Origin of the sequence: Sulfurimonas marina (assembly GCF_014905095.1) — a bacterium.
Taxonomy (GTDB): Bacteria; Campylobacterota; Campylobacteria; order Campylobacterales; family Sulfurimonadaceae; genus Sulfurimonas; species Sulfurimonas marina.
The window spans coordinates 660927-674831 of record NZ_CP041165.1 but is presented as its reverse complement, the minus strand read 5'-3'; the positions used below and the strand labels follow the sequence as shown (position 1 = coordinate 674831).

Here is a 13905-nt window from a genome sequence, read left to right as displayed (position 1 = left end):
AATTTAATGAATTGGTTTTTTTTAACCTTAGGTTACAGTGGACTCTCTCCTAAAGCACCCGGGACTGTCGGTACACTGGTATCACTCCCGTTAGGTATGCTCATACTTATCTATTTTGGAGCAAGTACACTCTTTTTAGCTACTCTTTTAATCTCAGTAATAGCAATTAAAGCGATTAACAGTTATGAGGAAAAATCGGGTATACATGACAATCAAAAGATTGTAATCGATGAACTTGCAGGGATGTGGTTTGCACTCTCAGTAGCACCGGCTATGAGTGTAGCTATGCCGGAAGTTATAAACCTTGAAAACGGTTTTCTAATCCAGTCACTACTTTCATTCGTACTCTTTAGATATTTCGATATTACAAAGCCTTCAATTATAGGTAAAATCGATAGAGAAGCAAAAGGCGGTATTGGAGTTATGGGTGATGATATTATCGCAGGATTCGCAGCAGGAATCACTTCTGCTCTGCTTTGGCAGGGATGGCTACAAGTAGCAACTCTTTTCTAGAGTTGTTACTTATATAAACATTGGATCGTCAGTCGGTTCGATCTCTTCAAAATCTTCTATAATTTGCTCAAACATCTTTTTTGTTTTTTCAGCTTTTACAACATTCTCTTCAAATACAGTTTTTGATGCAGGGAACGCTTCTGCAAGTTGATTATAGATTAAAATACGTCCGTTGATATGTTTATTGATCTCATCAAACGCTTGTCTTAAATAATCTTTTGACGTAGTATGTCTAAAAAGAGCTCTTACCATTTTTAAACGCTCTTTGATTGGAAGAGATTCATCAATCCCTTCTGCAACTCTTTTGATATCTAAACGTGAAAGATATACACCGCTAATTACAGGTGCTAACAGTTTTTCAGTTAATGCATCAACAAACTGTGGAACAGGTTCTTCATCCTCTTTATCTCCGATATCGGGATTTTGAGCACCATTTTGTTCAGGTTCAAGTGAACACTTCTCTTGTACAAACTTGTCAAATTCTGCTCTTAAATCAGCTAAATCTTCATGATTCATGTTTTTTCCTTTACTTAATTAAACTATACGCTTTTTTTGTTAATTTATCTAACAAATCATCATAACTTGTATATGAACCATTAAGTTCATCCGCACGTTTTTTAAGTGCCGAGAACTGCTTTGTATTTTTCATATCAAAATTATTTTTTCCAAGTTGCTTGATCATAGAGAGATCATTCATACTTGAAAAATCCAATACTGCATCAAAATCTGAAAAATCAACTTCTAAATCAGATGCAATTCTATTTATATCAGCATCACTAATATCAACCTCTTGTGTAAAAGCTAAAAGCTCTTCAAGACTATCGTTAAAATAGCTCACGTTAAATCCGCATGCTAAAAAAGAAAATGCTTTTGCATAATGGTTTGTACCGATAATTGCAATTTTTGAAGCATATAAATCTTTAAGATGTTCCGTTAGCACGCGCATAGAGAAAACATCACCTCTAAGTGTTTCACCTTCACGGTAGATAATGTCACACATTCCACTACGTTTTGCAATCGATGATGCATTATCGACTATCTCTACGACATCTGTAACATATTCGCTTGAGATTACGGCACCGTTTACATGAGATTGCTTCATATTACTCACAGTAAAATAAAGATCATCCTCGCGAATATTCATAGGGATCATCATCACATCATCGTTGTTCTCTTTGAACATCTTGTTGATGATTGCAGAAAATCTACTTACCCCTGCATGTTCACCGATATAACCAAACAATTTTGTTTGGTTAGATATTTTATTGTCATTATTCATCATAATTCTAATACTTCTCCGTAATTCCCCATAATTCTCGGGCTTCTTCATCTTCACATTTACATCTGTAACACAGTTTTTCATCACCTGTCGTACTAAAGATCACATTACATTCATTACATCTTTTTACATTAAAACCGATAAGGTTTACCACTTCAGGTTCAAAAAACTCTTTTACTTTATAAGAGCTTGAAAGTGTTATTGCATCAGGGGCACATACATCATGACATATATGACACTTAATACACAAAAATGGATCAAAGTCGATCTTAGAGTTTTTAACATCAGAACTCAGTGCACCCGTAGGACAAACTCTATAACACATTTGACATGCTGTACAAGCCTCTTCATCCATCAACTTCTGAGAAGTAAAACTAACTTCTGTTGCATCGATTATATGAAACTGTGAAGGTTTTGGCGCTCTTTTAATCGCAGTAAAAAAGATCTTTCTTTTTTCCGGAATGATTTTTTTCTTTAAAAGTGCAATATCTGTTTTTTGCAGATTATGCTCCACTAGTTCATCAGTTGCTTTTTGCACCTCATCTTCAAAAGACTTTCTTGCCTTAGCAACATTTTTCAGGTTTAACGAGTTTAAAAACTCTCTACGATCAGCTGTATTTTGTTCAGCATTTTCATACTTAACATCTTCCATGGAGATGAGGGCATCACTCTCCATCGCTTCTAGGATATATGTAGCTTCTTCAAAGTTTGCTTCTATCTGTGCCTTACATGTAGAGGCAATTTCACATTCACTACAATGCCCCATATCAAATACAAGTTCTTTTTTAAGCACTGCTAGAGAGATGATATGCTCAACACTCAGTGCTGCTATACATGGAACGTTTTTACGACACGATAAAAGAGGATCTTTTTCCTGTACAAAATCAAAGAAAAAATCCGTTGGAGAAAACTCATCTAATGTAAGTGCTTCACTTGGACATACTGCCCCGCAAGCTCCACACGTTACACATTCTGAAAAGTTGATCGCAGGAAGTGCCTTGCCCTTTTGTACAACTATAGCATTAGTCGGACATACCACTTCACATCTATCGCACTCACTATCTATACTCAGCGAGCGAACACATAAACCTGCATTTAAGTTAATCATACTATGCGTGCGTCTCTTTTGTTAAGTATTCGTTATCACTTAAGATAAACTCTAAAGCCATATCTGCAGCTTCATAATAAAGCGGTGTTCTTGATTCATACTTCATATTGATTAAGTACATCGGTGCCCATTTAATAAGGTGCTTGTTTAAAAAGTCATGCTGTACACGTCTAAGCTCAGCTACTGCTTCTTCATCACCCTCTTCAATCGCTTTTAGTTCTGCTTTTGCAAGATGATGCATAAACTCTAACTCTACACCGATATGATCAGATGAAACAGTACGTGCAGTTTCATAGTCAACCATAAAGTCATAAGCACTATACATATCAGTTACCGGGTTTGCACCGCCCGTTTCTATCATTTGATCTTCACGTGTGTAAAACGTTTCATAAGGGATCAAGTGTAAAATAGACAGGTTTACAAAATCAGGATTAATATGCTCATCCAGAAGCGTTTTTTCATCCATAGTATTGAATGGTTCCCACTCTTTTAAAACCGGGAAAAACTCTAAAATATTTTCATCATTTTTGATGATGTTAAGAGTCTCAAGATCTAATTCTTGTAGTAATATACGTGATAATAAAGCATAAATATTTATTCTTGCTTGTGTTTCTTCCATAAATTCTCTTTAGCTAATAAATTTTCGAATTGGAGATTTTATCATAAAATACTAAAATAAAGATTATTTATTTTTCTTGATATACAGAGAGCGATGGAAACGCGAATTCTAAGGAGTTTTCCTCAAGTATCTTCATAATTTTATGCATCACATCTTCTTTAGTTTTCAACCAATCTTCCCACATTACAGACTTAGAAAAACAATATATTAAGATATCTATACTCGAAGCTGAAAACTGATCCAAATAGACGAGTAGATTAGTTTTCACACCTTCTAAATCATCTTTAGAAACAAGCTTTGTCATATCCTCTTTTTTGTATTCATACTTTGTATTTGGCGTAGCTATATCTGGATGTGCTAACAGCATCTCTTTAATCTGTGCAACTGCCCTTTTAATATCATCTGATTTTGAACTGTACTTCACACCGATATTCATCTTTATTCGTCTTCCAACTTTACGCTTATTCCAGTTTTTAACATCCTTTGAAGCAAATGTGCCGTTTGGTATAGCGATAAGTGCATTGTCAAATGTTCTGAGCGTAGTAACTCTAAGACCAATCTCAACAACAACACCCTCTTTATTGTCTACAGCGATCCAGTCCCCTTGTGAGAACACATCTGAGAATAAAATCGATACAGTTCCAAAAAAGTTAGATATTGTATCTTTAGCTGCAAATGCTAATGCAAAACCACCGATACCTAGTCCTGAAAGAACAGTTGTTAAGTCAACTCCGGCAAAATAGAGTGCAAGCAAGATACCTATAATTAGGATTACGAAGTTAATAATCTTAATACTTACGTTAATTATGTCTTTTTTGATATTTTTACTTGTCGTATCTATAGAACGGAGTTTAATCGTTGCAACCCTGTTTACTATTATATAGAGGATGTAGGTTGCATAAAAACTATAGATAATATTAAACCCTCTTGTTAAATAATCAATCGAACTAAAATTATTATAAAGGTATATTAATAAGTTGATGTTGATAACAATAAAGAGACTATCGATAGGTTTAATAAGTTTTACAACAATACGTTCAGAGTACTCTTTCAAATATTCAATATGTAACATAATATTTCGCAGTGCAAATAAAGCAACTTTTCGTAAAGTATATACAAAAATGCTCAAAACAATCATCATGAATAGTTTAGTAACATCTAAACCATATTTTTCAAGTAGCTCATTTACAGGTTGAAAAAATTCTAAAGAGTCTAAAGTATATACCACTTCTATTAAATGATATTTCTCATATTTATTCAATCCGTACATTTTCTCTTTAAGACGGTAAAGATAAACTATAATATCTCTATTTAACTCTAAAAGTGCATAATACTCTTTAACATTTGCCTGAAGATCGACAACCACATTTGAATCTGCTGTCCAAGATAAATACTCTTTATAGTTGGTATCGTCAATTTTTAAGATCTCTGCTTGATTTTGATTAACCAGTGTAGTTAATTGATTTTCAAACGACTCAAGGTCTGGTTTATTTAAAGCGTACAGAATATCTTTTAACATTTTGCCTTGAGAGCGTAAGATCTGATACGATTTTAACCGTACTTCATCTCTGAGAACTGCTGTGCTATTTCCAGCACGCTTATTAATTGTAATGATCTTTTGTAATGAAAAAATCTTTTGCTCATATTTCGCGAACTCTTTTATATATTTGTTTCTATCAACCAGCAACGTTGTTAAAACATTGTTATAAAGTCTATTTTCATCTTGTAATACCTGTTGTATTTCCTCTTCAGATATATTGTGCTCATTCATTTTATAATAGTTTTGTAGTTGTGCATCTATAAAATTAGAATAAGATGTAGCAAATAAACTACTCGAAAAAATGACTAAAAATAAAAACAGTGTTTTCTTCATTCGCTCTACCTAGATCCCCTCTGCGATCATCGCATCAGCAACTTTTTTAAACCCTGCGATGTTAGCACCGTCAACATAGTTCCCCTCAACGCCGTAATCTTTAGCAGTAAGAGCTACCCTTTTACAGATCATCTGCATCGTATCTTTGAGTTTGTTATCCACTTTTTCAAAACTCCATTTACTCATTGAGGCGTTTTGACTCATCTCAAATTCACTTACAACTACTCCGCCGGCATTTGCAGCTTTTGCAGGAGCAAAACAAAGTTTATGTGACTGTAAAAGCTCTATAGCTTCGGGAGTCGAAGGCATATTTGCGCCTTCTGTAACACTTATACAACCATTTTCTATCAGGTTTTTAGCATCAACTGCAGTAAGTTCATTTTGTGTAGCACAAGGGAATGCCGCATAACAAGGGATATCCCAAACTGCATGACCACCTTCCGGATATTCATCAACAGGAATATATTTCGCTTCAGAGTGCGTTTCTAAATATTTTTCTAAAGAGAGACGTTTCTCCAATTTAATCTCTTTTAAAAGCTCTAGATCAACCCCTCTAGAATCGTAAATAGTTCCGCTTGAATCTGAACAACTTACAGGAACTGCACCGATGTCATATAGCTTCTCAATTGCGTGCAGTGCAACATTTCCTGCTCCGCTCACTGTACATATTTGACCTTTTAAAGGCTCTTTATTCTCCATCTCTAACATTGTTTCCGTAAAGTAAACTGCACCGTAACCCGTTGCTTCTGGACGCATTAAAGAACCTCCGAAAAAGAACGGTTTCCCTGTTAGTACACCTTCATATGTAGAGGTGATCTTTTTATACTCTCCAAAAAGATAACCAATTTCACGAGTACCTACACCGATATCTCCTGCCGGTACATCCATACGCGGTCCAATATATTTATGAAGCTCAATCATAAATGATTTACAAAACTTCATAATTTCAGAGTCGCTTTTTCCTTTTGGATCAAAGTCACTTCCACCTTTAGCTCCACCTATCGGTAAACCTGTTAAAGAGTTTTTTAAAATCTGCTCAAATCCCAAGAACTTTAAAACATCTTCATTCACCGTTGGATGAAAACGAAGTCCCCCTTTATAAGGCCCTAATGCATTATTAAATTGCACACGATAACCTGTGTTTACCCGAACTTGATTATTATCATCAAGCCATGTTACTTTAAACTGTATGATTCTATCTGGGACTACCAAACGTTCCAAAATTGCATGTTGTGAGTATCTGCCATCAGACTCCAATAACGGAGCTATAGAGTATATAACCTCCTCCATAGCTTGATAAAAGACATTATTTCCCGTACTGTTAGACTTTTTAAATTTGTTTATCTCTGTCTCAGCAAAGCTCATTATTCCACCCTTGAATTAGTAAATGTTTATTAATATTTTTTATGCTGGTAATTGTATCACAAAAGAGATTTTTTTTTGAAAATTAAAGCTCTTTTAATCTAAGAATCGACCTCTATGTGATAGAATAGCGACAATAAACGTAAAAAGGTGGAATTAATATGTTCAAAAGTTTAAGTATTAATCAGAAAATGAACTACCTTATTGCTATAGCAACATTTGCAATTTTAGCTGCAACAGCATTTGTATTTTTTGCTATGAGCGATATAGACAGTGACTATGAAAAACTACACAAGAGTTCTTTAAAAGCTGGTTTATTAACACTTAAAATAGAAAAAAACATGAACTATGTAAGTAGAACAGATAGAGCTGTTATGCTTGGAGGTGATCGTGAAAAAGATCTGGAAAAACTACGTACGACTATCGATAATATCAAAAAAGATTTTGAAGAACTAGATACACTTTTAGAAAATGACAGTTCTTATGAGTTATCTGTAAAAGCAAAAGATTCAACACTTTTATTTTTAAACAATGCATATAAGATGGTTTCTTCACTGACTCCTGAAGAGATTAAAAATTCTAAAGCTGAAATCTATGAAAAATATAGACAAAATTTAACACCTTATGCAGAAAAATCTAGAAAATATTTTAAAGAGCTTGCAAAACTCAGACAAGATGCATTAGATAAAGATTCAACAGATATGCAGACAAAAATATCTTTTTACAAATATTTTGTCTTTATCGCAGGGATTTTTGTCGGTTTAGTTGTACTGGTTGCAGCTGTATTTATAAGAAAATCGATCACTTCTGGTATAGAAACATTTACCGATTTAATTACATATTCGGCAAACGGTGATTTCTCACACAAGTGTAACATTGCTGCAGACGACAAAACAGAACTGGGTATTATGGGAAGTCATCTGGCTGAACTGTTAGATCATGTTGAGAAACTTATCAGTGAAATCAATATAACAATCACAAATGCATCAAAAGGTGATTTCTCAAAACCTATCTCTTCTGAAGGTCTTAAAGGTGAGTTTATTTTAGCTATAGACAGTGTTTCGCAAAGTATCGACTTTATGAAAGAACAGCACCAAAAAGGAAAACGTGATGCTCTGAACTCTAAACTAAGTGTGAAAAGTACTCAGGTTACAGAGTCATTAAGTCTTATCCAAACAAACCTACAAACAAATATAGAGAACTTAAAAGCTGTAACTTCATCAACGAAAAACGCATCTAATTTAGCAAATGATTCACGTGACAATATCACTGCAGTAGTTGAAGACTTACATACACTTCATCAACAAGTTACTACAAATAACGGAAGTATCGAAGAGTTAGCTTCTCAAACAAGCAGTATTACTACAGTTATTGACCTTATTACAGATATTGCAGATCAGACAAATCTTCTTGCACTTAATGCAGCTATTGAAGCTGCTCGTGCGGGGGAACACGGTCGTGGATTCGCAGTTGTTGCCGATGAAGTAAGAAAACTGGCTGAACGTACTCATAAAGCTACTAGCGAGATCTCAGTATCTATCAAATCTTTACAACAAGGTATGAATGAGATTCAGGAAAGCTCTGAAGCTATGAAAGTAACAGTAGATGAGTCAACTGAAAAAATCGAACAGTTTGAAGATACATTAGTAGAGTTAAGCTCTAACTCTTCAAAAATTGTTGATCAGTCTTACCATATGGAAAATAGTATCTTTATAGTACTTGCTAAAATCGATCATATCCTTTATAAAGCACGTGCTTACAACTCTCTAATGACACTGACCAAAACTCTGAACCCTACAACACATCATGAATGTAACTTAGGTAAATGGCATGATAATGAAGGAAAACGTAGATTTAACTATACGGCGTCTTACAAAAAATCTGAACCTGTTCATGCAATAGTTCACGATAAAGCGAATGTAAACCTTCACTATGTTGAGATGCCAAATCCAGAAAAAGCAGTGCTAGATCACGAACAAACTATTATAGAGAACTTTGAGAAAATGGAAAGTGCATCGCATGAACTATTTGATCTACTCGATAGCATGCTTATCGAAGCACATGGGAAAGATGTAAATGAGATAGAGGCGTAAACCTCAAATTTTTTCTCTATTCCCAGTCTTTATATTTTGACTGGGAATGCTTATCTTTTTTATAACGTCTGGCATTTTTACTTTTATCTAACTGATTTGAAGCATAGGTAATCTCTTCTTTAATTTTTTCAATATCTGCATCACTATCTTTATAGGCAATTATCTTTTTTACCAATGTTTGCAGATCTTGCAGTTCACCTTTATAAAGCTGTACCTCTTCAACTCGATTTAAAAGCTTGAGTCCGTTATCAACTTTTTTTACAAACTTCTCTTTTGATAAATCATCAGAGTTTGCAAGATATGAATTGATACTTTTATGAAATCGTTCCAATGCTCTTATATACCGTAGTCTATTTGCATTGTCTATCGCTTTTTTAGAGGCTGCCATTGTATTCCTATTTGTGTTAAGTAGTTATAATTATACAATTTTATTTTGGAGAAAAAAATTGAAAAGAATTTTCTTATTTATAGCTCTTCTTACACTCCCTTTATTTGCTGAGTACAAAAGTGAGTACATTACTAAAAAATTACTTGATTCTAAAACACCTATCGTAGATATCAGAACTCCACCTGAATGGAGAGAAACAGGTCTATTAAAAGGTGCTATTCCTATTATGTTTTTCGATCAGCGTGGGGGATATAATATAGACAAGTTTTTAAAAGAGCTCAATGCTAAAGTTGATACGTCAAAACCTTTTGCAATTATTTGCCATACGGGAAGCCGTACATCAATAGTAGGTCCATGGATGTCTCAAAAATTAGGCTATAAAGTGATCAACCTTCAAGGTGGGATGGATTATGCTACAAGAGGGTTAAAACTTATAACATATCCATATAAAAAATGAAAAACTTTTTTAAGTTCTTATTTCATTTTACACTGCGCGTAGTGATTACTTTTGCAGTGTTGGGTTTCCTTATCTTCTTATTATGGGGATTTTTGTATCTCATCTTTTATTAACAACTCAAGAAGAGGTCTCTTCTTGATGTTGTAATTCATCCAAATAATCAGACATAGGGTCATCAGGATCGTTATTTACAACCCCTGCAAGACCAATCACATTCAAATGCTCTTTATCTGCATATACTTTTGAAACGTTATCCCAATTTATATGTTCCCAAAAACCTTCAAGGTACTTTAGACGTTCATTTTTATAATCAAGATAATATGCATGTTCCCATACATCACAAGTTAGAAGCGGGGTTTGGGAATGAACGATAGGTGTGTTGGCATTGGACGTATTTACGATTCTTAAATGTTCATGCTGGTCCATGATCAACCATGTCCATCCCGAGCCGAAATTTCCAACTGCAGCATTTAAAAATTCCTCTTTAAACTTTTGCATACTGCCAAAAACATCAGATATCTTTTTAGCAAGTGGATCTGAAGGTGTTGTTTTTACGGGAGAAAGACAATTCCAATAAAAGTTATGGTTGAATATCTGTGCCGCATTATTAAAAACGGCACCCTCAGACTGCAAAATAATATGCTCTAAACTCATCGTTTCGTACTCAGTACCCTCGATCAAACTATTTAGCTTATTGACATATCCTGCATGATGTTTTTTATGATGGAAAAGAAGTGTTTGCTCCGATAAAAAAGGTTCTAGAGCATCTGATTTATACGGTAAAGCCGGTAGTGAATGTTTCATAATAGACCTCCACAATGTATCTCTTAGAATCATTATAGCCTATTTTGTACAAACTTCAAAAAAGGGGAGTAAACTCTCCCTATAGTAATGATTTTATAACGTTACTCACACCTTGGTGTAGGTTGTAGTTCGCTATTGGAAAATCAAGTGCTTCATTTTCTAAGTTCACACTATATTTACTCAAGTAAGTTCCAAGTGTTTCAAGATCGATTGGAATATATTTTTTACAATCCTCTTCACTTAGTTTTGTTCTAAGTAGTTGATTCGCTTCATTTGATTTTGCTATAGTAAATACCAACATCTTTAATGACACAAAGTCACTCCATTCTAAAAACAATTCAGGTGTTAAGACCTCTTTTTTTGCACCTTGCGGATCAAATAAAATCCCCTTATCTCTTAAAGGAATAAGTACCGATAAAACCGCACTTGTAAACGGTCCAACCTTCTCTTTCCAAAAAGGAGACTCATTTCTTGTATCTAACTCTGCAATGATCGCAGATACGATCTCCTCAAGTGTAGCTGCTTCAAATAATCTATATGTTTCCTCTTTCATATCAGCCTCATTTTTTTTGTAATAATACTATTTTTATATATAATTACCCAAAAATTTGGAGAATAATTTGATATTAAATAAAAGTTTTATAACCAACATCTCTGCAATAGTATTAATCGCATTATCATTTGCCCCGGGTTTAGAACCTCTTCTCTCTTCAGGTTTACTCTTTACGGGTCTTTTTGCACTCTCAGGTGCCGTTACCAATCAACTGGCAGTTCATATGCTTTTTGAAAAGGTACCTTTTCTCTATGGTTCAGGGGTAATTCCACTCCATTTTGAAGCATTCAAACTTGCTATAAAAGAGCTTTTAATGGAGCAGTTCTTTACAAAAGAGCAGTTAGAAAACTTTTTTCAAAATGAGGAAAAGAAGATTGATTTAACTCCAATCATTGAGGAGAGTGATTTTTCACCTGCATATGATGCACTCACAAAGACTGTAATGGACTCACCTTTTGGCGGTATGCTTGGTATGTTTGGAGGAGAAAAAGCCTTGGAGGGGCTTCGTGAACCTTTTACAAACAAACTAAAATCGGCAATAATTACGATTGTCTCTTCTGAGAGTTTTGCACAAACACTTGATAAACATCTTCAAAATTCATCGTTAAACGAAGATATTTTAAACTCTATTGAAATAGTGATCGATACAAGGCTCAATGAACTTACACCGCAAATGGTAAAAGAGCTTGTTCAAAAGCTGATACGTGAACATCTTGAGTGGCTTGTTGTATGGGGTGGAGTTTTTGGAGGAGTTATAGGGCTTATCAGTTCTTTTGTACTATAAAAGTTTATACAACTTTTATAGTCACTTCATCACCGATCGTTAAAATATCACCTTTAACAATCTTCGCTCTTTTTCTTGTTTCAAGCTCACCGTTTCTAAATACATACTCATGAGCTACGAGTTGTTTAGCTTCAGCTCCGCTGTCTACCAAGTCTAAAAGTTTGATCAGTTTATACAATTCTATATACTCATCCATTAAAACATATTCTATCAATTATTCTACCTTTTAAAATCTTTTTACATAACCGTGACAATACGGTTTTTTCCCTTTTCTGTCATAATAGTCTTGATGATACTTTTCAGCCTCATAAAACTCTTTTTTATCTCGAATAGTTGTAGCGACATCATACCCTTTTAACTCTAAAAGATTGATCAATTTTTGCACTATTTTTCTCTCCTTTTTATTTGAGACAAAAATAGCCGAACGGTACTGCTTGCCAATATCTGGTCCTTGCCCATCTTTTTGTGTCGGATCGTGGATCTCAAAAAATAGTCTTGCCAAGGTCTCATAGTCAACCTGAGTTGAATCATAAGTAACTTCTACGATCTCAAGATAGCCGCTATCTCCACGAGAAACGTCTCTATAGCTTGGATTGGGCTTTTCTCCACCCATATAACCGGACACTACACTAAGTACCCCTTTTTGTTTTTCAAGATAATACTCTACTCCCCAGAAACACCCTCCGGCAAAATATACTTTTTTGATCGTACTCTGAGTAGCTTTTTGAAAATCTAAAGAGATAGAATTAACACAATATCTTCTGTTTTTCTCTGTAAACCCTTCCCCTTCAAAAACATGTCCAAGATGTGCTCCACATCTTGCACATAAGATCTCCACTCTTCTACCGTCAGCATCTTTTACTTTTTTAACAGCTCCTTCGATCGCATCGTCAAAGCTTGGCCAACCGCATCCACTGTGAAACTTATCTGTAGAGTCAAAAAGTTTTGCACCGCATTGTTTGCAATAATATGTTCCATTTTGATCAAAATTATAATATTTTCCACTAAAAGGTCTCTCCGTACCCTTATAAATTATTATTGATTTTTCTTTTTGTGTTAAAGGTTTTAGTTGTAATTTCGGTAATTTTTCTACTTCGTTTGCAGCTGCAATACTTGTATATACTACCAATAAAAACGTCATAAAAAGGCGCATTATCAATCCTTTTGAGAATATATTATAATCTGTTAGTATCATTTTGTAACAAATTTTACACTTATTTAGATTAAGTATTGTAAATAAAAAAAAGTTATATTATAATTTTATAAATTGTGTTATCACATAATAATCATTTTTTTTTGATATAGGAAGTGTAAAGATGAATACTAAAGATAAAATACTAGTTGTTGAAGATGATGAAATAACTTCACTTAATCTCAACATATCTTTACAAAAGCATGGCTACAGTGTAGTCGGTGTATGTGATAACATTGAACAGGCAAAAATTAAAATTTCTACTCATCGTCCTAGTGTAGTTATTATTGATATCTCTCTACAAGAGAGCGATGATGGAATTGAACTTGCCAAATATATAAAAGAAAATTACAACATTCCATTTATCTACCTCACTTCTTACACGGATGATGAAATCATTACAAGAGCAAAGGTTACAGAACCTTATGGATATATAGTAAAACCTTTTGACCCAAATTCACTTCATGCTACCATTCAAATGGCTCTGTTTAAATTCCAGGTAGAGAATGAGAGAAAAAACGATATCGATACACTTAAAGTCGATAAAATGAATCTCGAAAAGATGCTTTATGCAAAACGCTCTTCTGATGAGCCTATTGTCCCTTTTGGAGACAACTATCACCTTGATATTAGTATCTGTGAAACATTTTATCAAGGCAAAAAATTAAAGCTTACAAAAAAAGAAAACGCATTTTTAAGACTTTTAGTTGCACAGCTCGGTTCTGTTGTAACGTTTGAACAAGCTGTTAACTATGTATGGGAAGATAAAGGTGCTACAGAAAACAGTGTCCGTACGCTTGTCTGGAGACTAAGAAACAAGCTTGAAACTGATATCATTAAAAATGCTTCCGGAATCGGCTATTATATTGAAGAGTAAAAC

16 protein-coding genes are annotated in these 13905 nt (G+C 34.2%); 5 read left to right on the top strand and 11 right to left on the bottom strand.

Going from position 1 to position 13905, the window contains the following annotated elements:
- Positions 1 to 6: 6 nt before the first annotated feature.
- Positions 7 to 513: a phosphatidylglycerophosphatase A family protein gene (locus FJR03_RS03555; protein WP_193114282.1), complete on the top strand. Its 507-nt coding sequence runs from the start codon at positions 7 to 9 to the stop codon at positions 511 to 513.
- A 9-nt stretch (positions 514 to 522) separates the two neighbouring features.
- On the opposite strand, the gene FJR03_RS03550 is transcribed toward FJR03_RS03555, so the two are convergent.
- The 6 genes from FJR03_RS03550 to gdhA form a co-directional block, all read right to left on the bottom strand.
- Positions 523 to 1029, bottom strand: coding sequence for a hypothetical protein (locus FJR03_RS03550; protein WP_193114281.1), 507 nt, complete (start codon positions 1027 to 1029; stop codon positions 523 to 525).
- Between the two features lie 10 nt (positions 1030 to 1039).
- The gene (locus FJR03_RS03545) at positions 1040 to 1795 is read right to left on the bottom strand and encodes a hypothetical protein (RefSeq protein ID WP_193114280.1); all 756 of its coding nucleotides are present in this window, start codon (positions 1793 to 1795) and stop codon (positions 1040 to 1042) included.
- 4 nt (positions 1796 to 1799) lie between these two features.
- Positions 1800 to 2900, bottom strand: a complete 1101-nt coding sequence (locus tag FJR03_RS03540; RefSeq protein ID WP_193114279.1) for a 4Fe-4S dicluster domain-containing protein — start codon at positions 2898 to 2900, stop codon at positions 1800 to 1802.
- Between the two features lies 1 nt (position 2901).
- The gene (locus FJR03_RS03535) at positions 2902 to 3519 is read right to left on the bottom strand and encodes a TorD/DmsD family molecular chaperone (RefSeq protein ID WP_193114278.1); all 618 of its coding nucleotides are present in this window, start codon (positions 3517 to 3519) and stop codon (positions 2902 to 2904) included.
- Between the two features lie 67 nt (positions 3520 to 3586).
- On the bottom strand, positions 3587 to 5392 hold the full coding sequence (locus tag FJR03_RS03530) for a mechanosensitive ion channel family protein (protein WP_193114277.1): 1806 nt from the start codon (positions 5390 to 5392) through the stop codon (positions 3587 to 3589).
- 9 nt (positions 5393 to 5401) lie between these two features.
- Entirely contained in the window at positions 5402 to 6757 is a 1356-nt protein-coding gene (gdhA, locus tag FJR03_RS03525; protein ID WP_193114276.1) for an NADP-specific glutamate dehydrogenase, read from the bottom strand.
- Positions 6758 to 6915: 158 nt separating this feature from the next.
- Between gdhA and FJR03_RS03520 the strand changes: the two genes are divergently transcribed.
- Positions 6916 to 8847: a methyl-accepting chemotaxis protein gene (locus FJR03_RS03520; protein ID WP_193114275.1), complete on the top strand. Its 1932-nt coding sequence runs from the start codon at positions 6916 to 6918 to the stop codon at positions 8845 to 8847.
- A gap of 16 nt (positions 8848 to 8863) precedes the next feature.
- Here FJR03_RS03520 and FJR03_RS03515 read toward each other — a convergent pair whose 3' ends face one another.
- The gene (locus tag FJR03_RS03515) at positions 8864 to 9235 is read right to left on the bottom strand and encodes a hypothetical protein (protein ID WP_193114274.1); all 372 of its coding nucleotides are present in this window, start codon (positions 9233 to 9235) and stop codon (positions 8864 to 8866) included.
- A 58-nt stretch (positions 9236 to 9293) separates the two neighbouring features.
- Between FJR03_RS03515 and FJR03_RS03510 the strand changes: the two genes are divergently transcribed.
- On the top strand, positions 9294 to 9692 hold the full coding sequence (locus FJR03_RS03510) for a rhodanese-like domain-containing protein (RefSeq protein WP_193114273.1): 399 nt from the start codon (positions 9294 to 9296) through the stop codon (positions 9690 to 9692).
- Positions 9693 to 9809: 117 nt separating this feature from the next.
- On the opposite strand, the gene FJR03_RS03505 is transcribed toward FJR03_RS03510, so the two are convergent.
- Together FJR03_RS03505 and FJR03_RS03500 are read right to left on the bottom strand one after the other, a co-directional pair.
- The gene (locus tag FJR03_RS03505; RefSeq protein WP_193114272.1) at positions 9810 to 10496 is read right to left on the bottom strand and encodes a superoxide dismutase; all 687 of its coding nucleotides are present in this window, start codon (positions 10494 to 10496) and stop codon (positions 9810 to 9812) included.
- A gap of 79 nt (positions 10497 to 10575) precedes the next feature.
- Positions 10576 to 11049: a hypothetical protein gene (locus tag FJR03_RS03500; RefSeq protein ID WP_193114271.1), complete on the bottom strand. Its 474-nt coding sequence runs from the start codon at positions 11047 to 11049 to the stop codon at positions 10576 to 10578.
- Positions 11050 to 11116: 67 nt separating this feature from the next.
- On the opposite strand from FJR03_RS03500, the gene FJR03_RS03495 reads away from it, so the two are divergent.
- Positions 11117 to 11833 carry a DUF445 domain-containing protein gene (locus FJR03_RS03495; protein ID WP_193114270.1) on the top strand — a complete coding sequence of 239 codons (717 nt, stop codon included), beginning with the start codon at positions 11117 to 11119 and terminating at the stop codon, positions 11831 to 11833.
- 4 nt (positions 11834 to 11837) lie between these two features.
- Here the strand turns inward: FJR03_RS03495 and FJR03_RS03490 are convergent, their stop codons facing one another.
- Both FJR03_RS03490 and FJR03_RS03485 read right to left on the bottom strand, forming a co-directional pair.
- Positions 11838 to 12047 carry an RNA-binding S4 domain-containing protein gene (locus FJR03_RS03490; RefSeq protein ID WP_226962171.1) on the bottom strand — a complete coding sequence of 70 codons (210 nt, stop codon included), beginning with the start codon at positions 12045 to 12047 and terminating at the stop codon, positions 11838 to 11840.
- A 12-nt stretch (positions 12048 to 12059) separates the two neighbouring features.
- A complete protein-coding gene (locus FJR03_RS03485) occupies positions 12060 to 12986 on the bottom strand; it encodes a bifunctional methionine sulfoxide reductase B/A protein (RefSeq protein WP_193114269.1) in 927 nt (308 codons plus the stop codon).
- Positions 12987 to 13149: 163 nt separating this feature from the next.
- Between FJR03_RS03485 and FJR03_RS03480 the strand changes: the two genes are divergently transcribed.
- Positions 13150 to 13902 carry a response regulator transcription factor gene (locus tag FJR03_RS03480; protein WP_193114268.1) on the top strand — a complete coding sequence of 251 codons (753 nt, stop codon included), beginning with the start codon at positions 13150 to 13152 and terminating at the stop codon, positions 13900 to 13902.
- Positions 13903 to 13905 lie beyond the last annotated feature (3 nt).